We start from the raw sequence: 18,273 nt of genomic DNA on the forward strand, positions 1-18,273 counted from the left end.
GGCGCGGCTCAGCGCAAGCTCGCCGCCGATGCGACGACGACGCGGTCGCGCCCGCCGCGTTTGGCCGCATACAGGGCCGCGTCGGCGGCGCCGAGCAGGCGCATCGGAAGACTTTCGGGGTCGGCGATGTCGCGCGGGTCCACGCTCGCCAGTCCGATGGAGATGGTGAGCGGCACGAGCGCGCCTTCGTCGTCCGGCACTTCGAGACGCTTGACCGCGCGGCGCACGCGCTCTGCCACCGTCCCCGCCCAGTTCTGCTCGGTCTGCACGAGCAGCGCGGCGAACTCCTCTCCGCCGTATCTCGCGAGCGTATCGGTCACGCGCAACTGCGCCCGCATGCACACGCTCGCGGCGCGCAACGCACGGTCGCCCGTTGCGTGGCCGTGGCTATCATTGACTCGCTTGAAATGGTCGATGTCGATGAGCAGGCACGCCAGCGGCGCTCCATAGCGCGCGCCGCGCACCACTTCCTCACGCAGACGCTGATCGAAATAGCGGCGGTTCGACAAGCCGGTGAGCGGGTCCGTGAGCCCGATGCGCTTCAGGCGCTCGCGGTTCCACATGTTCTCCAGGCACACCGCCACGACAGCCCCGAAGCGCTCGAGGAAGTCCGTGGCCATGTCGGGAGCGAAGCGTCGCGCATCGCGGCTGCCCAATGCGATCACGCCCATGCAGCGGCCATTGCGGGCAAGCGGCATGACCACGGCGCTCGCGGGCGGGCGCGCGCCGAACAAGGCCGCGTGGCGCTCGCGCGGGGCACCGATCCAGAGTTGCCCGTCGCCACACACCGCCTGGAACGTGTCGGGGTCCTGGGCGATGCACAGGCCGGCATCGAGGGCGCGGGCGCCCTCGGCCGTGTCGATGAGGTCGCGCAGCGTGTCGTCGACCTCGGCGAGCATCAGCCATACGCCCATGAGGTCGAAGTCGTGACGCAGACGATTGAGCACCACTTCCAGGAACTGGCCGAAATCCGGCGCGCCCATCAGGGCCAGTTCGATGTCCTGAAAACGTTTTAGCGAACGCTCGTTGCGCTGAACCGTCGCCAGCAGCGATTGCAGAGAGTCGAGCGTCGGTGCCTGGTTGGTTGCCACGGAAGGTCTCGGAAGACGCGCGGCACTTCGCGGCCGCATCGCGTGCTTGCCCGGCATCGTGCTTTTGCACCCGGTGATGCCCCGGGTCGCATGCACCGGACCGGAAGACACGCGCCGCGTGCACTCCTGCCCGAGATGAAGCCATGAGGCCGTTAACGGCATTGGCTCACCGAATTTAAGGGTCGCGAGAAAGCATTGTGCCGCCCGCAAATCAAGTCGTGGCGCGGTTTGCGCCGAATCCTAGGGAAAATACCTACGTTGCGTGTACGCCGCATGAAACGGGTGCCGCATCGCACAAATCTCGTGCCGCCCGCTCACCCATGATGCGCCGTCTGCCGCGCGCTCGGCCGACGGCTTGTCATGACGCGCGGGCGCGCGCATGAAGTTGTGCCGCGTCATAGTGAACCACGGCTGCCCCATCGCCACGCCGCGACGTCACCCGCCGATTTGCGACTGGCCGCGTGGCGCCGTGACATCTCGATGGAACTCCGGCAAGTCGTTGTGCGCGTCGTCGGGATCGGCGGCATGCTGCCCGACAATGGGCCTGCGGCGCCCGGCATCACATGGCGCCCCGTTCCGGCACATCGGAAGCGATGCGAACGCCTAAACGTCGTGCATGACATCTCGATGTCGGCAAGACCGGTCGTCCGGCAATACCAACTGAATGTCGCATTGCAGCGAAAGATGGCCGGAAACCGGCGTGGATCAAGGATTTAAAAGTTTCCCTGCTTGACACCTTCCCACCTTTCCCGTAAAAAAAGGGGGTGCATGAACGTTGTATGGCGAGTCTTGTGTTCATCTAATGTCGCCCTCTGCGTCGCCTCGGTTGTACCTGATCAGCTTTAATGTCATGCGCTCGCTGAGCTTCTCGCTCGCTCATTTGAAAACTTTAAGGATTTAAGAAATGGCAACTGGTACCGTCAAGTGGTTTAACGACGCCAAGGGTTTTGGTTTTATTACGCCGGACGAAGGGGGTGAAGACCTCTTCGCACACTTCTCGGAAATCCAAGTGAAGGGCTTCAAGTCGCTTCAGGAAAACCAGAAGGTGAGCTTCGAAGTGAAGATGGGACCGAAGGGCCGCCAGGCCAGCAACATCCAGCCGCTGTAAGCCTCGGATGATTCGCTGAGCGGTCGCGTTTGCGACCCATGCACCACGGACAGCGCCTCGGGCGCGTCCGAAATGAAAACCCCGCTCAGGCGGGGTTTTTTCGTTTACGGGTATGCTGAAGCCTTGTCTCTCTGTGCAGCCATCCGGAGGTACGCAATGGGTTTGTTGGTCGATGGACAGTGGCACACCGACGGATACGACACGCGCGCGAGCGGCGGGCGCTTCGAGCGCCACCCCGCCACCTTCCGACGCTGGATCACGCCCGACGGCGCACCCGGTCCGAGCGGCGACCTCGGCTTTCCCGCCGAGCGCGATCGCTACGTACTCTACGTCAGTTACGCCTGTCCCTGGGCGCATCGCACGCTGATCATGCGTGCCCTCAAGGGCTTGCAGGACATGGTGCCCATTGCGGTCGTGAACTGGTTGATGCTCGACGACGGCTGGACGTTCGACCCCGGCCCCGGAGTCACCGGCGATCCGGTGCGCCATGCCCGTTTCCTGCGCGACATCTACCTCACCGCGGACGCGAGGTTCACCGGACGCGTGACCGTCCCGGTTCTGTGGGATATGCGAAGCAGCACGATCGTGAGCAACGAATCGTCCGAGATCCTGCGCATGTTCAACAGCGCATTCGACGGTCTCGGCGCCATTCCGGGCGATTACTACCCGCTCGCCTTGCGCGAGGAAATCGACGGGCTCAATGCACGCATCTACGACGCGCTCAACAACGGCGTCTACAAGGCCGGGTTTGCGACGACGCAGGCCGCCTATGAAGAAGCCGTCACGCCGCTGTTCGAGACGCTCGACTGGCTCGAGGCGCACCTCGCCACGCGACGTTTTCTCACCGGCGAGCGCATGACCGAAGCGGACATCCGTTTGTTCACCACGCTGATCCGTTTCGATGCCGTCTACGCCGGTCACTTCAAATGCAACCTGCGACGGATCGCGGACTACCCGAATCTCTCGGCCTACACGCGCGACATCTATCAACAACCCGGCGTCGCCGCCACGGTGAATTTCGCGCACATCAAGCGCCATTACTACGAGAGCCATCGCGCGATCAACCCGACCGGCATTGTGCCCACCGGACCGTTGCTGGACTTCGATGCGCCCCATGGCCGCACGCAGATGATCACGATGGAGCGGCCCTGAGACAAGACGCCGCGCCAGCAGGCAGCACCGCTCATGCCTTCGCAAGCCCGGACGCGGCGACTTCGCCGGGCGATGGCGCCTGAATTACGGCCGGCGCCTTACAAAACGCTGTTCCAGCACCGCCTTGCCCCATTGCTCGCCGGCCTTCTCCTCGACGAGCACAAAGCCCCTCGTCTCGTAGAGATGTCGCGCCGCATGCAGACCGGAGAACGTCCAGAGATGCGTCTGCGCAACCCCCTTCTCGTCGACGAACGCCATCGCGGCGTCCAGCAGCTTCTGCCCCAGCCCCGCGCCGCGCGCGCCGTCGTCGATGATGAACCAGCGCAGATGCGCGGCGCCGTTGCCGAAATCCTCGCCGAGGTCCTCGCCGTCGATCGCCACCGAGCCGACGATTTCGCCGGCTTGCCGCGCCGTCCAGATCGCGTTGCGCGGATTCGCGAGACGATCGCAGAACGCTGCGAGACCGCTCGCCACGACCGATTCGAACCGCTGGCCGAAGCCCGCCTCGCGGGCGTAGTAGCGCGCGTGCATTTCCGTGATGCGAGCGATGAGTCCGGGGCAGTAGCCTCGCACGAGTTCGATCGGTGCGGCATACGCCGCGCTCGCGTCGCCGTCGTGGGCGATGGCCAGTGCGCGCGTGTATAGCGTCATGCCTTCGAGCACCGCGCGGCCCTGATTGGGCTTCAGACGTCCCAACGCCTCGACGACCTGCGCCCGCGCGTATGCATGGACCGCCGCCACACGCTTGCGGCCGGCCGCCGTCAGCGACAGGAGTTTGACGCGAGCATCGTGCGCGGCGGCCGTCTCCTTCACGTCGCCGGAGGCCACGAGCTTACGCAGCATGCGACTCACGCTCGACTTCTCCAGTCGCAACAACGCGCCGAGCTCGCGCGCCGAAATTCCCGCCTTGCCTCGCCTGCTGCACTTCTCGATTTCGATCAACGCATGCACCGCGGACGGCGACAGGTCGGTGCCGGCAAACGCGCCGCCCATGAATCCCAGCTCGCGCACCATTTCGCGCGAGACGGCGCGAAGCGCTTCCACCAGAGACGGATCGACAGCCATGGGAATACGCTCCTCGGTTCACATGGTTGCACATTACAACTTAATGGTTGCAACATACAACCATGAAAACAAAAAAAACGCCGCGGGGCAAATGCCTCGCGGCGCCTTTCCTGCTGACTCGCCCGGGCCGGCGCCTCGTGCGGGGCGCGCGGCGCGTGTGCTCACAGCGCGCGCGGCTTCACGCGACTGGCGGCCTCGAGCGCGTTGCGGCGCGCCACGTCGAGATCGTCGTCATACGCGAGCGCCACGCCCATGCGCCGCTTGACGAAGCTCTCCGGTTTGCCGAACAGACGCAGGTCCGTGCGCGGCACCTGCAACGCGCGCTCGACGTCGTCGAACACGATTCCCGTTGCATCCACGCCGCCGTAGATCACCGCACTGGCGCCCGGCGTCTTGAGCGTGGTGTTGACCGGCAAGCCGAGGATGGCGCGCGCATGCAGCTCGAACTCGTTCTGCCACTGCGTGATCATCGTGACCATGCCCGTGTCGTGCGGGCGCGGACTGACTTCGCTGAACCACACGTCGTCGCCCTTCACGAACAGTTCCACGCCGAAGATGCCCTGCCCCCCGAGGTTGTTCGTGACCTCGCGCGCAATCACGCGCGCGCGCTCGAGCGCGACCGACGACATCGGATGCGGCTGCCAGCTCTCGACATAGTCGCCGCTCACCTGCTTGTGGCCGATGGGCGCGCAAAAGTGTGTCTCGATCTGCGCGTCGGCACCGCGTGCGCGCACGGTCAGCAGCGTGATCTCGTAGTCGAAGTCGATGAAGCCCTCGACGATGATGCGCCCGTGGCTCACGCGCCCGCCCGCCATCGCATGGTCCCAGGCGGCCTTGACGTCCTCGGGGCCGTCGATCTTGCTCTGTCCCTTGCCTGAACTGCTCATCACCGGCTTGACGATGCACGGATAGCCGATGCCGCCGTCGATCGCCGCCTGCAATTGCTCGAGCGAATCGCAGAACCGATACGGACTCGTGGGCAGCCCCAGCGTCTCGGCGGCCAGACGGCGAATGCCTTCGCGGTCCATCGTCAGGCGCGCCGCACGCGCTGTCGGGACTACGCGCACGACGCCGTCCGCCTCCAGCGCCTCGAGCATCGGTGTGGCAATCGCCTCGATTTCGGGCACGACGAGATCCGGCTTCTCGGCCTCGATAAGGGCCTTCAACTGCTCGGGGTCCGTCATCGTGATGGTGCGCGAGTGATGCGCGAGTTGCTGGCCGGGCGCGTTCTCGTAGCGATCGACGGCAATCGTCTCGACGCCGAGGCGCTGCAGCGCGATCAGCACTTCGCGGCCGAGTTCGCCGGCGCCCAACAGCATGACCTTCGTCGCGCTCGGCGACAGCGGGGTTCCGATAGTGGTCATTTGTGACCTTTGGAGAGTAAGAAATGGGGAAGCATCGACGCTTGCCGAGGTGCACGCCCGGCGCGTCATACGCGAAAGACGTATTGTAGCCGCGCCGTCTGCGAATTCACGTCAGCGCGCCGCGCAGCACGCGACGGCAACTCGCCACCATGCGGGCTTCGCTGTCCTGATAGCCGGCGAGCACCCACGCCGTGCCGGCGTGGGTCATCGCACCAACGAGCGCCAGGCCGACGATCCGCGCTTGCGCCTGCGCCTCCTCGTGCGCCGGCGGCGGCGCATCGGCCATGCCCAGGATCAGCTTCGAGAATTCGAAGATATAGCGCTGATAGACGAGATCCGTCTGCGGACTCACGCCCATGACTTCGAGCAGCAGCACGCGCGCCGCGGGCGCACTGCGCAGGAACGAAAAGAAGGCGTGCAGGCCAGCGTCGATGCGCGCGTCGAGCGTGGGCGGACTCGAGGCGATGGTCGTCTGCAACTGGCGCAGCAGGGCCTGCGCGTGGTGTGCGTAGGTCGCCTGCAGCAAGGCCTCCAGGTTCTCGAACGCCGCATAGAAATACCGATCGTTGAGCTTTGCCAGACGGCACACCGCGCGCACGGTAGCGCGCCGAAAGCCTACGGTGCCGAAAACCTGCGTTGCCGCGTCGATGAGCGCCGTGCGACGCGCCGACTCGCGCTCGGCCTGCGCCACGCCGCCATAGCGCCGCCCGCGCGCCCTCGGGCCGTCGGTCGCACGAGACGCCGCTTCACCCGGGGCGGCTTCCTTCGATTCGAGTCCTTGTTCCATTTCGTTATTTGACATCACGGAAGCGGAAAACTAAAGTGGTGACGCACAACACCAAATTATAGGCGACGCCCTTATGGCAACACGCGCCGTCACATTCGCCGCTCGACACGTACCACCGCTCACGCCCGTGGCCATCAGTTGTCGACGGTTGCCGGACGTTGCCGGACGTTGCCGAAAGTCGGTGTCAGCCATCATGCCTCGTCGGCATCCGACGATGCCGGACACGCCAGCGACCTGCTGGCACGCACTCCGGACTCTGCCCGGCGGGAATCCAGGGAGACGCACAATGAAGACGTTCAGGGACAAGGTAGCGGCCATCACCGGGGCCGGTTCGGGCATGGGGCGCTCGCTCGCGCTGGAACTCGCGCGCCGCGGCGCCCACCTCGCGCTCTCGGACATCGACGAAGCCAGCGTCGCCCGCACCGCCGAGGCGTGTCGGGCGCTCGGCGCGCGCGTCACGTCGCAGCGGCTCGATGTCGCCGATCGACAGGCCGTGTTCGCCTGGGCAAACGACACGCTCGCCGCCCACGGCAAGGTGAACCTGCTCTTGAACAACGCGGGCGTCTCGCTGTCGGTGCCGGTGGCCACCGCGCGGCACGAGGACTTCGAGTGGCTGATGAACATCAATTTCTGGGGCGTCGTACACGGCACCCAGGCGTTCCTTCCCGCGCTCACGGCGAGTGGCGACGGCCATATCGTCAATACGTCCAGCCTGTTTGGCATCATCGCCATGCCCACCCAGTCCGCCTACAACGCGAGCAAGTTCGCCGTGCGGGGCTTTACCGAAGCGCTGCGCATGGAGCTCGATCTGGCGCGCTCGCCCGTCTCATGCACGTGCGTGCATCCGGGCGGCGTGGCCACCAACATCGTGCAGACCTCGCGCATCGACGAGAGCATGGCTGCATTCACCGGGCTCGACGCGCAAACGCATCGCAAGCGGGCGAACCGGCTCATCGACGTGACGAGCCCGGACGCCGCTGCACGACAGATCCTGGCGGGGGTGGAGCGCAATGCGCGCCGCGTGCTCGTTGGCGCCGACGCCCGACGCGTGGACAAGCTCGCACGGCTGCTCGGCGCGTATTACCAGGCGCTGGTGGTCCGGCTGTACCGGCGCACCGCCATGGCGCGTGCGCCGCGCCAACGCCGCGATGCTGCGCGTCCTGTCGCCGCCGAATCGCCGGGTAAGCGATAAGTAAGTGAGTGAGTGAATGAATGAGCGACCGTCCGAGGAGAACGCCATGACCGGCAACGCTGCTGTCACCGACATTGCCTCCGCCACGACCGACCTCGACGTCATCATCGTGGGCGCCGGGCTCTCCGGCATTGCCGCGGCACACTATCTGCGCGAACGCTGCCCCGGCACACGGTTTGCGCTGCTCGAAGCGCGTCAGTCGCTCGGCGGCACATGGGACCTGTTCCGGTATCCCGGCGTGCGCTCCGACTCCGACATGTTCACGCTCGGCTTCAGCTTCCGGCCCTGGGCAAGCGATGAGGCCATCGCGGACGGCGGCAAGATCCTCGACTACCTGAAGGACGCCGCGCGCGCCGAAGGCCTCGATACCCGCATTCGCTACGGTCACAAGGTGCGCGAAGCGCGCTGGGACTCCGCTCTCGCCCGCTGGACGCTCGACGTCGAACGCAGCCATGCCGACGGGCAGCGGGACACGCAATCGCTCACGTGCCGCTTCCTGTTCATGTGCAGCGGGTATTACGCCTACGATGCCGGTCACGCGCCCACCTGGCCGGGCATGGACCGTTTCGGCGGCATCGTCGTGCATCCCCAGCACTGGCCCCGGGATCTCGACTATCGCGGCAAGCGGGTCGTCATCATCGGCAGCGGCGCGACGGCGGTCACACTGCTGCCGAGCATGGCCCCCACTGCCGCACACGTGACCATGCTGCAGCGCTCGCCCACCTACATCCTGTCGATGCCGCAACGCGACGGTCTCGCGGAGATGTTGCGCGCCGTGCTGCCGGCGGGCGTCGCGCACCGCGTCGTGCGCATGAAGAACGTGCTCGTCACGCTCGGCTTCTACAATGCCGCGCGGCGCTGGCCAAACGCCATCCGGCGCGTGCTGATCCGGCGCGCCGCCCGCCAGGCGCACGGGCATGCCGACATCGCGCGCGACCTCTCGCCGCGCTACAACCCGTGGGATCAGCGTCTGTGCCTCGCGCCCAATGGCGACATCTTCAAGGCGCTGCGCAGCGGCCGTGCGAGCATCGTGACCGACGAGATCGCGTCGTTCACGCCGACGGGGCTTGCGCTAACGAGCGGCAAGTCGCTCGACGCGGACATCATCGTGACAGCCACCGGCCTGCGCGTGCAATTGATGGGCGGTGCGCGCCTGTCGGTCGACGGCGCGCCGGTCGCGCTGGCGGATACCGTGGCCTACAAGGGGATGATGTACAGCGGCGTGCCGAACCTCGCCTCGATCTTCGGCTACACGAACGCGTCGTGGACGCTCAAGGCCGAGTTGATTGCCCAATATGTGTGTCGTCTCATCAACCACATGAATGCGCATGGCTTCGACACGTGCATACCGCAATTGCGCGACGGCGAGCATGGCGAGTTGCCGGCCATCGGGCTCACGTCGGGCTACATTCGGCGCGCGGCCGGAGTGTTGCCCAAGCAGGGCGGGCGCAAGCCCTGGGTGTTCTATCAGAGCTATCTGCGCGACCTGCGGCTCATGCGCTGGGGGCGTATCGAGGACGGGGCAATGCGTTTTGAACGACGTGCCGCGTGCGGCGTCGAAGCGAAGACGACAGCGCGAGGCGCTGGCGCATCGGGCGCCGGCGATAAGGTCCCCGCCGCTTCGCGTTAGCATGCGGGTTCGGTTACGCGCGGGGGCCGGGCGCACCGGCGCAGACCGTGCGCTCCGGGTGTTGGCGAAGCGCCGTGCGACGCGTCACTGCATTGCATCGACACCGGCCGTTGCCCTTTGAACGTCCCTTTGAACGCCTAACCTTGAACGCCTAACCTTGAACGCCCCCCTTTGACATCATGCTCATTGCCTACCTGTTCGGCTGTCTCGTCATCGCGCTCGTTGCCATGGGGTTCGTGCTGCGCCGCTTCACGCAACGCGTGGCGCGCCGCGCGCAGGCCGCCGTACCGCCCGACGGGCAGTTTCTCGACATCGGCGCTCAGCGTGTGCATTACGTCGACTTCGGGCACGGTCCGGCCATCGTGTTCGTGCATGGCCTGTGCGGGCAGTTGCGCAACTTCGCGTATCTGCCGCTCGCCGCGCTCTCGCGCACGCATCGCATCGTGCTCGTCGATCGTCCGGGATCGGGCTATTCGACGCGCTCGGCACAAAGCGACGGCGACCTCGGCGCGCAGGCCGACGCCATCGCAGGACTCATCGATGCGCTCGGCCTGGGCCGGCCGCTCGTGGTCGGGCATTCGCTCGGCGGCGCGATATCGCTCGCGCTGGCGCTCGATCACCCGCAGCGGGTCGGCGCGCTTGCGCTGATCGCGCCGCTCACGCAACCGGTGGCCGAGCCGCCGGCTGCGTTCCGCTCGCTCGCGATCCGCCGCGCGTGGTGGCGTCGCTGGGTCGCGCGCACGCTTGCCGTGCCCGTGGGCATGATGACCGGACGTGCGGCCCTCGGCTACGTCTTCGCGCCGGAAGCGGCGCCAAAGGACTTTCTCGTTCGCGGCGGCGGCGTGCTCGCCTACCGCCCGGACAACTTCGAGGCGGCCAGCGTCGACATGCTCGCCGCCGAGCGCGACATGCCGGGTCTCGCGGCGCGTTATGGCGCGCTGTCGGTTCCCGTCGACATTCTGTTCGGTCGCGGCGATCGCGTTCTCGATGCCCGCGTGCATGGGCAGACCATGCCCGAGGCGAGCCCGCGCGTGCGCCTGACGCTCGTAGAGGGTGGCCACATGCTGCCCGTCACGCAGCCGGAAGCAACGATGGCGTGGGTGCAGGCGGCCGCCGCGCGCATGCCGTCGGCGTCCTACCGTGACGCCAGCCATGCCGCTCCCGCCATGACGGTTTCGACGCACGCTGCCAACGACTCGCCCTGAGTCGATTGCGCCGGTGCCGCGGGTTGTGCGCTCGCACATTCGCGCCTCTCGCCCGCACATGGCATGCACGCGCCTGCGGCATCGCCCGTCCGATGGCACACTAGGGGCTTTCCAACTTCGCGCCGCGGGTGCGACCGCCCCATGTCCGAACGTGCCGACACCCCTTCCGCCCTGCCCGCCTTGCGGCTCGCCGCAAGTCTCGTCGTGCTGCGCGAGCGCGCCAGCGGTCTGGAGGTCTTGCTGCTGCGGCGCGCCGTGCGCGCGAACGACTTCAGCTCGGATGCCTATGTCTTCCCGGGCGGCGTGCTCGACGCCAACGATCGCGCGGCGCACGCCGTCTGCCTCGGCATGGACGATGCGACGGCGAGCGAGCGTCTCGGGCTGCTCGGCGCAGGCCTCGACTACTACGTGGCGGCCATGCGCGAGTGCTTCGAAGAAACCGGCGTGTTCTTCGCCAGCGACGAGCACGGCGCACCGCTCGACGCGGCGCGTCTGGCCGAAGTACGCGCCCGGCGTGAAGCGTTGCATGACAGGCAAATCGATATCGCCTCGCTGTGCCGGTCCTTCGGCATTCGCCTCACGCCCCGCCGTCTGCACTACCTGAGCCATTGGGTCACGCCACTCGGCCTGGCGAAGCGTTTCGACACGCGGTTCTTCCTTGCCGCGCTGCCCGAGGCGCAACAGGTCGAAGTCGATCATGTCGAGACGGCGGCGCATCGCTGGATGCGTCCGCAATACGCGCTCGCCCACGCCGATCAGTTGCGGCTGTTGCCGCCGACGCGCAAGTTGCTCCAGTGGCTCACGGGCATGGACACCGTCGAGCTGGCAATGGCCGCCGCCGGCGCACTCGTCGACGTGCCGCGTGTGCAGCCGCGGCTCGCGAACGGCAGGCGCGGACGCTGGCCGATCACGCCCGACGAGCCGGCGTGGGCGGAACTGACGCTGACCGATCCCGACGAGCGCGGCGGCGGCAGCTACGACATCGTGCCGGGGCGCGTGGTGACACTGATGCCCGGCGTGCTGCGGCTCACCGCACCGAATCCCGGCATGATGACCGGGCCCGGGACGAACACTTATCTCGTCGGCGGCGGGCCGCAGAACGGTTGGGCGGTGATCGATCCCGGTCCTGACGACCCGGCGCACATCGACGCGATCGTGCGAGCCGCGCCGGGCGAGATCCGCCAGATACTGGTAACGCACACGCATCGCGATCATTCGCCGGGCGCGGCGCTGCTCCGGGCCCGCACGGGCGCGCGCACCTACGGCATGGCGGCACGTCATGACGTCGGGCAGGACACCGCGTTCTCGCCCGACGTCGAACTCGCTGACGGCGACACCGTCGTGCTGCCCGACGGACGCGTGCTGCGCGCCATCCATACGCCCGGACACGCGTCGAACCATCTTTGCTATGCGCTGGAGGACGCCAGACTCGTCTTCACCGGCGACCACGTCATGCAGGGCTCGACGGTGGTCATCAATCCGCCCGACGGCCATATGGCGACGTACCTGGCGTCGCTGCAAAGGCTGGCCTCGCTCGAACCCGAGTGGCTCGCGCCCGGGCACGGCTTTGTGATGGATCGCCCCGCCCAGCGCATCGGGCAACTGATCACGCACCGATTGGCCCGCGAAGCGCGCACACTCGACGCGCTAGGGCAACTCGGCCCGGCAACGCTCGACGCCCTCACGCCGGCCGTCTATGCGGATGTGCCGGCGGCGCGGCATGCGGTGGCGCGTCGCTCGCTGCGCGCGCATCTGGACAAACTGGTGGAGGACGGTCGCGCCGCCGTGTCGCAGGACGGGCGCTGGCGCGCCGTAGACGTGAGCGCGACGCGGTAACGGGCGCCGGTAACGGGCGCCGGTAGCGGTCGACGCGCTCGCTGGGGCGCACCGAGGCGCGCACCGAGGCGCTCACCAGGGCGCTCACCAAGGCGTGTTATGCGGCCGGCTGCGCGTCGGGCTATGCCGGCGCTGCCGGACCGATGCGTCAGGCGTTGCCGTCGCCGAGCAGTTCGTCGACGATACGCTCGCCGGCCTTGCGCCCTGCCATCTCGGCGTCGACGCGATTGTCGCGGTGTCCGTCCGGAGAGCGGACTTCGGGGCCCTCCGGTTTGCCGTGTCGGATCACCTGCACCAGATAGTCCCAAGGCCCGGCGTACTCGTTCTGAAACGCGCGGACACGGATTTGGTAACCGGCGCGGTACTCATAGACCTGCTCATGCGATGCGTAGCTCATGACGGACTCCGTTCGGCGAAAGTGCGGAAACCGGGTTGCGCCCGACCGGCCTACGAAACGTCGTCGATCTCGATCGGTTCGCTCGCGGCGCCGGCGGCGATAACCCTGGCGGCACGCTCGACGATGTCGTCCTCGTGCTCCATGAACTGATCGAAGAGCGCATCGCCGGCGGCGTCGGCGCCAGCGAGACGGTTGAGCGCGTTGCGCGAGATCTGGCACGTCCAGACCTTGCCGTCGACGTTGAGGTAAAAGCGCACGAACCCGCCATCGTTGCCAACGAGCCCGAGACCACCATGCACAAAGGGATCCATTGCCATCTCCACGACGTGTCGATCGTCAAAACACCCGGTGTTGCCAAAAATGCTAGCACGTTCGAATTCGATGAGTCACATCGCGGCGCCGACGGTGCGCCGCGGGGCAGGGCAGCAAGATGACGGAGGGGGAGGAGCGCGATGAAGGACTAAGGGAATAAGGGAATAAGGGGCTAAGTCGCTAAGTCGCGAAGCGGGGGAAAGGCGAAGAGGTAGAGCGCCGGAGGAAGCGAAAAAAAGCCCGCCTGAGGCAGGCGGGTTCAAATCCGGGATGCATGGGGCACCATGGCGACCCCGGGAAGACAGGGTCATGAAAACATGACGGTTTCATTATGGGCCGCGCATGGCCGAGCGCACCTCGCTCTCGCGCACGGAATTAGATCTGGATCAAACCGGGGCTTTCATTTCGGTGCGGCGAAGCGCACGTCGACGGCCGAAGCGCAGATTCGGATCTCGTCGCCCAGCGACCACTCCGCGGCCCTGGCGAGCATGGCGGCAGGCACGGGTTGCAAGCCGGCACGCCAGCGGCCCTCGCCCTGGTGCGCCCTTGTTTGTTCCCGTTTGGTCACATCGGCAAGCCATGCGCGAATCCCACATGGACCATGCCCGCGAAGCGCCGATTTTGGCAGCGATATATGCCGCGCCGTGGTCGAGTATTATGGCAAGCGCTTCAGCGGCGCGGAACAAAGGAAGGCTACTATCTCGCCTACTATCGCGCTGAGTCACTATGGGTCCGTCTCGGGAGGCTCGGGCAGACATTGCATGCGCGTCAAGACGATAGCGCTGCCGACGCATGAACCGTGATCGGATGTTGTCCAACTTGCTACGGGGTGAACAATGTCTATGTACGACATGGATGGCCAGCCGCTCATCAGAGCGTTCAGATCGCAAGCGGTCGCCGAGCGAAGAGTCGACGAGCTTATCGGGATTGTAAAGGGGGTGATCGCCGACGGGGAGATTTGTCAGGCAGAAGCCGAATTCGTGCTTAAGTGGCTCAACAGCAATAGAGACGTGGCTTCCCAATGGCCGGCGAGTGCTCTATACCCGAGACTCGCCACGGCGCTCGCCGATGGGAGGCTGGATGCCGAGGAAGAAGGCGAGCTTCTTGGCCTTATGCTGTCTACCGTTGGAGGCAACGTCGCCCAAGAATACGGCGAAAGCTCAAATGCCACTTCGCTTCCCGTCACGACCCCCGCACCCGAGATCGAATTCGAAGGTCGCTCTTTCTGCTTTACTGGCAAGTTCTACTCAGGAACGCGGGACTGGTGCCATGACCAAGTCGCCGCCCGCGGTGGCATTCCGGCCGGTGGCATCACGAAGAAGCTGAATTACTTGGTCATCGGCGAGATTGGTTCGCGCGACTGGCTTCATTCGACATACGGCACCAAGATCAAGAAAGCCGTCGAATATGCAGCCTCCGGCGCACCACTCGTCATCGTGACCGAGCAGCACTGGGCCAATCATATTTAGCGGTCACGTCTGATCGTTTGGCCCGCGACGCGGGCCTTCCGACTTCGCGGTCGCGCCGCCGAACCATTCGGCAAGCGGGCGTAGGCAGCCCGCCTGGCGCCATGCCCCAACGCGAACCCGCCGGCACCACACCAACGCGGCGGCCGATGCGATGCGAGGGTCGTCAACGCTGCTCAAATTCTGAAATTGGGATCTTCGTTCCGAATTCACTGCGTGGAACGGTTGGACAAGCAGAAACGCTTTGAACTACAAGGCAAGGGGAATTTTGGGGTGACCGATGGGAGTAAATCCAAAGGCGACGCAACCCATTGATTTTCCTATGAAAACAATCCATAGGTTGACTCATTTTACCTGAAAAACTGCTACACCAACTGCTACACCAACCCTCGTTCCAGTGGGGCGACTCCGTCAGGACATGCCAACGGCAGACCTTCCAAGGAGCCTCCACGGCGATTGAGTGAGCGGAGGACTTGTCAAGTCCTCATGCCAATGGCAAAGTTGGAGTGAGCTATCAAAGACTTTCAAAAAGGAAATAGTATGCAAGATCCAAACAAGAACAACACAACCTTGTATTTTGACGTGGGCCGCACGTTGTTCAATGTGATTACATTGGCTCTTTTGAACGTCCTCTTGTGGCTTCTAGCCGCTCTGTTTACAGCGGTTTACCTGATGCACGCCAATGGGGACGTATCCACAAATGCCCACGTAACCTTTTCTGCCAAATTCGCATTGCTCGCGCTTATTCCATTAAATTGGTTTTACTGGAAAACAAAAATGAGAGGCGGAAAGTGGCGGTATCTCTTTTATCGCGATTGGAAGTGAGGGGAATCAAAAATGACCGAAGAGATAAAGCACATTATTCATATAGCAGCGGCAATCGTTGGGGTGGCCAGCTTTGGATTCTGGTTTGAAGAGAGGAAAAATAAAGCACTTTTTTGGATAATGCTTATTTCTCTTGTGGCTTTCCTTATCTCGTAGAGATAAAAGAGAATATAAAAACCAATATTCCTCCAGCCATGAGCAACGATGCAATCGTCACGTCAATGATTTGATTGTATTTTTTGAATGTCATTCCATTCTCCTGTTGATATTTAATGGATAACAACCGCCCCTGAATTTGTCAACATGTAGGAGCAGAAAACAAAATGCCAGCTATTTAGCTGGCATTTTTTCATCTCTTGACAATTCGTGAGAATTGTTTATTTTAGAGAAGGCGTTGACAGGCGCAATTCAAATATAACCACTTGGTCTAAAAAGTCAAGTCCTGAATATGAAGAATTGCCTCGGTGAAAACGCCGGGGCAATTTTTTTATCTGTCGACTACCGTTCACTGTTCGGAAGATTGCCCGTAGCAAAGCAGAGGCTCGTAAAATTAAAACTGACTGCATGCTCCCCGACTAAAATTTCATAAGGGGGTAGACGATTGCGAACCATTGGGATTTATTCCAATAGGAGTGCTAGAAGAGTAGCGAACAGAGCACAGGTGAGAGGCGAAATCTCAGACCACCGTTCGCGGGGACATTTAAGGTCCTGAACTGAGAAAGCGGAGTACTTAAATTAACTCCCTCCAGGTATGTAGACTAAGCCTGGCAGAGCCACCCACCACAGTTTTTTTCTGGGGTAAGGGTGAGGCTTTGCCAGGCTTAGTAGTCTGAAAGACTAATACCGACTGGCAAAGACTAGTACAAACTAGTACAGAGATCTGTACAAATTCAGTACAGAGTACGATATAGAAAACCATCCATAGAGAATAGTACCCGTAGGGTAAAAGATACGATAGTATCTTTAAACGGACGGCGGCGCCTTAAATGCACGTTTTTATGCAATCTTAGATTTTGGTAGGTTTCCAAGTAGGTTTCTGGCTATTCCAAAGAATTTTTCAAATCTCTGCCTGAGTCTGGATCTCAACTCTACATTTTTCCTTCTTTCATCCGCCAACTCCTCACCTTTTCTAAGCAATTGGTCTTGCATTCGGAATATAAGACTGGCATCAGTTTTTTGGTTGATTGCTTCCGCATAAACCTCTTTTCTTGCTTCTATTTCCTTTCGCTCGTCAGCAATAGCTTTCCTCTCCAACTTGATTGCCTTCGTTTCCTTGAAAAACTCCATTTGCAGATTTTGGAAATTGAGCATGGAGAATTGCCGGTAAATGTCCGCCTCGTGCTTTATGTCTTTTATTAGCGGGAAAACGTATTCCGAAAATTTTTTCTTGAGTGCCTCTTCGGACATTCGTTCCTTCCATGTGAAATCAATTCCGTCTATGATCTCACGGAATTTTTTCTCATAGGCAGGACTGCTTTCCAGAATCTGCTGGACTTTTTGAATGGTGTACTCGTATTCCTTGGCGTCTTGGTGCTTCGCCTTGGAACCTTTCTGACCTCGTACCAATCCCCACTTCCTATTGTTTTCCGCAAACCTTGTTTGCAGGTCCGCAAGGAATTCGGGGTTGATATGACGCGAGTTCAAGGACCAGGTTTCTTTGAAAAACTCCCCCTTCTGATTTTTGTACCGCTTCATGGACTTCTGTTCAGTCGTGACAAAAAAATGGATATGCGGCGTCTTTTCGTCTAGGTGGAGTACGCCGAATTTCAGATTTTCGCCAAACTCTTTTCGCATGAATTTGACCTGATCGGCGGCCCACTTCCCAATCTCTTCGATTGACTTCCCCTTAAAAAATCCAGGCGAAGCAATCGCAAAGTACTCGAAAGCGAGCACGTTGTTTTTCTTTTCCTTGATTCCCAAGCTCTTATAGTGCTCGTTCAACTTTGCAGTGAACTCCGCAGCGGAAGTACAGTCAATGCCGAAGTCATTGACCAAAATCTGATTCAGTTCGCTACGCGAAGAATCGATATTTTTTTGCACACGTAACCGCAGGTTGTGCCGAACGGCACCTGCTAGGTGATATCTGCTTTTGATTTTTTTCGTGCGGAGCACGGCATACATTGGCTTGACTTCGTTGTTTTTCTTTTGTGCCATATTTGGGTCTGTTTTGTCGTTGTCTTTATCTCCCGCCCTATATAAATCATAACCTCGAAATGCCGAAAGGCAAGATCAAAACCCATGGACGTTGCTGTTAGCAACATCGCCTACTATGCAAACCCACTACGCTGCGCTCCGGGGTTTACGTAGGCCAAAGGGTTCCCCTTTGGATTCCCAAAAGCAAAGTCAAAACCCGGACCTTGAGGACCTGTCCTCAAACTCCTTTCCGAATGCCAAAAAAAATGCCACCTATCGGTAGCATTTTTATTTGACACTCGGCCTATTTTATCTAATCTGTCACCTATCAAATTTGATAGTTGACATTGCTTGAATAGGTGTTACTCCACTCATTTTTTTGGCTTTGGATTCGAGGCTTCCTCAATATCTTTTTTTATTTTTTCGAATATCTTTTCCACGCTTTTTGTTCCATGGAGAAGATCTGATGATTGATTTAGAACTTCTTTTATATCGGAATCTGACATGCCATGCTTTTTTAGACGTCGCCTTAGTTGATTCCGTCTTCTTCTGAAATTAATGACTTTACATATCTCCTCGCAGTGATAACCCGCTGCACAGAGATTTTCCACGAAGTCCTCCTCCATTGGGTCAAGCTCAATCTGGAGGGAATTTTCAATTTTATCGATGCATTCTTGAGGTGAACACGAGATTGGTTTAATTCGCATTTT

The 18,273-nt window shown here is 61.9% G+C and carries 17 protein-coding genes; 9 read left to right on the plus strand and 8 right to left on the minus strand.

The window, feature by feature from the left end:
- Nucleotides 1-8: 8 nt before the first annotated feature.
- Nucleotides 9-1,091, minus strand: a complete 1,083-nt coding sequence (locus PNO31109_RS18310) for a GGDEF domain-containing protein (protein WP_244958203.1) — start codon at nt 1,089-1,091, stop codon at nt 9-11.
- A gap of 904 nt (nt 1,092-1,995) precedes the next feature.
- On the opposite strand from PNO31109_RS18310, the gene PNO31109_RS18315 reads away from it, so the two are divergent.
- Together PNO31109_RS18315 and PNO31109_RS18320 are read left to right on the plus strand one after the other, a co-directional pair.
- On the plus strand, nt 1,996-2,199 hold the full coding sequence (locus PNO31109_RS18315; RefSeq protein ID WP_150556897.1) for a cold-shock protein: 204 nt from the start codon (nt 1,996-1,998) through the stop codon (nt 2,197-2,199).
- A gap of 156 nt (nt 2,200-2,355) precedes the next feature.
- Complete coding sequence (locus PNO31109_RS18320) at nt 2,356-3,351, plus strand: glutathione S-transferase family protein (RefSeq protein WP_150556898.1); 996 nt, start codon at nt 2,356-2,358, stop codon at nt 3,349-3,351.
- An 84-nt stretch (nt 3,352-3,435) separates the two neighbouring features.
- Here PNO31109_RS18320 and PNO31109_RS18325 read toward each other — a convergent pair whose 3' ends face one another.
- The 3 genes from PNO31109_RS18325 to PNO31109_RS18335 form a co-directional block, all read right to left on the minus strand.
- Nucleotides 3,436-4,416 (minus strand): bifunctional helix-turn-helix transcriptional regulator/GNAT family N-acetyltransferase, encoded by a 981-nt coding sequence (locus PNO31109_RS18325; protein ID WP_150556899.1) that lies wholly within the window; start codon nt 4,414-4,416, stop codon nt 3,436-3,438.
- 161 nt (nt 4,417-4,577) lie between these two features.
- Nucleotides 4,578-5,780, minus strand: a complete 1,203-nt coding sequence (gene purT, locus PNO31109_RS18330) for a formate-dependent phosphoribosylglycinamide formyltransferase (RefSeq protein WP_150556900.1) — start codon at nt 5,778-5,780, stop codon at nt 4,578-4,580.
- Between the two features lie 106 nt (nt 5,781-5,886).
- Nucleotides 5,887-6,582 carry a TetR/AcrR family transcriptional regulator gene (locus PNO31109_RS18335; protein WP_150556901.1) on the minus strand — a complete coding sequence of 232 codons (696 nt, stop codon included), beginning with the start codon at nt 6,580-6,582 and terminating at the stop codon, nt 5,887-5,889.
- Nucleotides 6,583-6,853: 271 nt separating this feature from the next.
- Here PNO31109_RS18335 and PNO31109_RS18340 point away from each other — a divergent pair, with 271 nt between their 5' ends.
- From PNO31109_RS18340 to PNO31109_RS18355, 4 genes are all read left to right on the plus strand, one after another.
- The gene (locus PNO31109_RS18340; RefSeq protein ID WP_150556902.1) at nt 6,854-7,759 is read left to right on the plus strand and encodes an SDR family NAD(P)-dependent oxidoreductase; all 906 of its coding nucleotides are present in this window, start codon (nt 6,854-6,856) and stop codon (nt 7,757-7,759) included.
- 46 nt (nt 7,760-7,805) lie between these two features.
- On the plus strand, nt 7,806-9,389 hold the full coding sequence (locus PNO31109_RS18345; protein WP_150556903.1) for a flavin-containing monooxygenase: 1,584 nt from the start codon (nt 7,806-7,808) through the stop codon (nt 9,387-9,389).
- A 179-nt stretch (nt 9,390-9,568) separates the two neighbouring features.
- Nucleotides 9,569-10,594 (plus strand): alpha/beta fold hydrolase, encoded by a 1,026-nt coding sequence (locus PNO31109_RS18350; RefSeq protein WP_150556904.1) that lies wholly within the window; start codon nt 9,569-9,571, stop codon nt 10,592-10,594.
- 141 nt (nt 10,595-10,735) lie between these two features.
- Nucleotides 10,736-12,430: an MBL fold metallo-hydrolase gene (locus tag PNO31109_RS18355; protein WP_150556905.1), complete on the plus strand. Its 1,695-nt coding sequence runs from the start codon at nt 10,736-10,738 to the stop codon at nt 12,428-12,430.
- 148 nt (nt 12,431-12,578) lie between these two features.
- Here the strand turns inward: PNO31109_RS18355 and PNO31109_RS18360 are convergent, their stop codons facing one another.
- Nucleotides 12,579-12,827, minus strand: a complete 249-nt coding sequence (locus PNO31109_RS18360; RefSeq protein ID WP_150556906.1) for a hypothetical protein — start codon at nt 12,825-12,827, stop codon at nt 12,579-12,581.
- Nucleotides 12,828-12,877: 50 nt separating this feature from the next.
- Nucleotides 12,878-13,138: a DUF1488 family protein gene (locus PNO31109_RS18365; RefSeq protein WP_174966457.1), complete on the minus strand. Its 261-nt coding sequence runs from the start codon at nt 13,136-13,138 to the stop codon at nt 12,878-12,880.
- Nucleotides 13,139-13,981: 843 nt separating this feature from the next.
- On the opposite strand from PNO31109_RS18365, the gene PNO31109_RS18375 reads away from it, so the two are divergent.
- The 3 genes from PNO31109_RS18375 to PNO31109_RS22000 all read left to right on the plus strand — a co-directional run bounded on the left by PNO31109_RS18375 (nt 13,982) and on the right by PNO31109_RS22000 (nt 15,586).
- The gene (locus tag PNO31109_RS18375; RefSeq protein ID WP_174966458.1) at nt 13,982-14,608 is read left to right on the plus strand and encodes a BRCT domain-containing protein; all 627 of its coding nucleotides are present in this window, start codon (nt 13,982-13,984) and stop codon (nt 14,606-14,608) included.
- Nucleotides 14,609-15,145: 537 nt separating this feature from the next.
- Nucleotides 15,146-15,430: a hypothetical protein gene (locus PNO31109_RS18380; protein ID WP_145863516.1), complete on the plus strand. Its 285-nt coding sequence runs from the start codon at nt 15,146-15,148 to the stop codon at nt 15,428-15,430.
- A 12-nt stretch (nt 15,431-15,442) separates the two neighbouring features.
- Nucleotides 15,443-15,586 carry a hypothetical protein gene (locus PNO31109_RS22000; protein ID WP_174966459.1) on the plus strand — a complete coding sequence of 48 codons (144 nt, stop codon included), beginning with the start codon at nt 15,443-15,445 and terminating at the stop codon, nt 15,584-15,586.
- An 840-nt stretch (nt 15,587-16,426) separates the two neighbouring features.
- Here PNO31109_RS22000 and mobV read toward each other — a convergent pair.
- Together mobV and PNO31109_RS18390 are read right to left on the minus strand one after the other, a co-directional pair.
- The gene (mobV, locus tag PNO31109_RS18385; protein ID WP_150556908.1) at nt 16,427-17,584 is read right to left on the minus strand and encodes a MobV family relaxase; all 1,158 of its coding nucleotides are present in this window, start codon (nt 17,582-17,584) and stop codon (nt 16,427-16,429) included.
- Nucleotides 17,585-17,934: 350 nt separating this feature from the next.
- Nucleotides 17,935-18,174, minus strand: coding sequence for a hypothetical protein (locus PNO31109_RS18390; protein WP_148262977.1), 240 nt, complete (start codon nt 18,172-18,174; stop codon nt 17,935-17,937).
- Nucleotides 18,175-18,273: the final 99 nt, after the last annotated feature.

The organism is Pandoraea nosoerga, assembly GCF_902459585.1.
Lineage (GTDB): Bacteria > Pseudomonadota > Gammaproteobacteria > Burkholderiales > Burkholderiaceae > Pandoraea > Pandoraea nosoerga.

Excerpts from the sequence above, each read along its gene's own strand:
- purT (WP_150556900.1), bottom strand. The coding sequence starts at position 5,780 with ATGACCACTATCGGAACCCCGCTGTCGCCGAGCGCGACGAAGGTCATG.
- PNO31109_RS18325 (WP_150556899.1), bottom strand. The coding sequence starts at position 4,416 with ATGGCTGTCGATCCGTCTCTGGTGGAAGCGCTTCGCGCCGTCTCGCGC.
- PNO31109_RS18360 (WP_150556906.1), bottom strand. The coding sequence starts at position 12,827 with ATGAGCTACGCATCGCATGAGCAGGTCTATGAGTACCGCGCCGGTTAC.
- PNO31109_RS18335 (WP_150556901.1), bottom strand. The coding sequence starts at position 6,582 with ATGTCAAATAACGAAATGGAACAAGGACTCGAATCGAAGGAAGCCGCC.
- PNO31109_RS18365 (WP_174966457.1), bottom strand. The coding sequence starts at position 13,138 with ATGGATCCCTTTGTGCATGGTGGTCTCGGGCTCGTTGGCAACGATGGC.
- PNO31109_RS18315 (WP_150556897.1), top strand. The coding sequence starts at position 1,996 with ATGGCAACTGGTACCGTCAAGTGGTTTAACGACGCCAAGGGTTTTGGT.
- PNO31109_RS18350 (WP_150556904.1), top strand. The coding sequence starts at position 9,569 with ATGCTCATTGCCTACCTGTTCGGCTGTCTCGTCATCGCGCTCGTTGCC.
- PNO31109_RS18375 (WP_174966458.1), top strand. The coding sequence starts at position 13,982 with ATGTACGACATGGATGGCCAGCCGCTCATCAGAGCGTTCAGATCGCAA.
- mobV (WP_150556908.1), bottom strand. The coding sequence starts at position 17,584 with ATGGCACAAAAGAAAAACAACGAAGTCAAGCCAATGTATGCCGTGCTC.
- PNO31109_RS18355 (WP_150556905.1), top strand. The coding sequence starts at position 10,736 with ATGTCCGAACGTGCCGACACCCCTTCCGCCCTGCCCGCCTTGCGGCTC.
- PNO31109_RS18380 (WP_145863516.1), top strand. The coding sequence starts at position 15,146 with ATGCAAGATCCAAACAAGAACAACACAACCTTGTATTTTGACGTGGGC.
- PNO31109_RS18320 (WP_150556898.1), top strand. The coding sequence starts at position 2,356 with ATGGGTTTGTTGGTCGATGGACAGTGGCACACCGACGGATACGACACG.
- PNO31109_RS22000 (WP_174966459.1), top strand. The coding sequence starts at position 15,443 with ATGACCGAAGAGATAAAGCACATTATTCATATAGCAGCGGCAATCGTT.
- PNO31109_RS18345 (WP_150556903.1), top strand. The coding sequence starts at position 7,806 with ATGACCGGCAACGCTGCTGTCACCGACATTGCCTCCGCCACGACCGAC.
- PNO31109_RS18340 (WP_150556902.1), top strand. The coding sequence starts at position 6,854 with ATGAAGACGTTCAGGGACAAGGTAGCGGCCATCACCGGGGCCGGTTCG.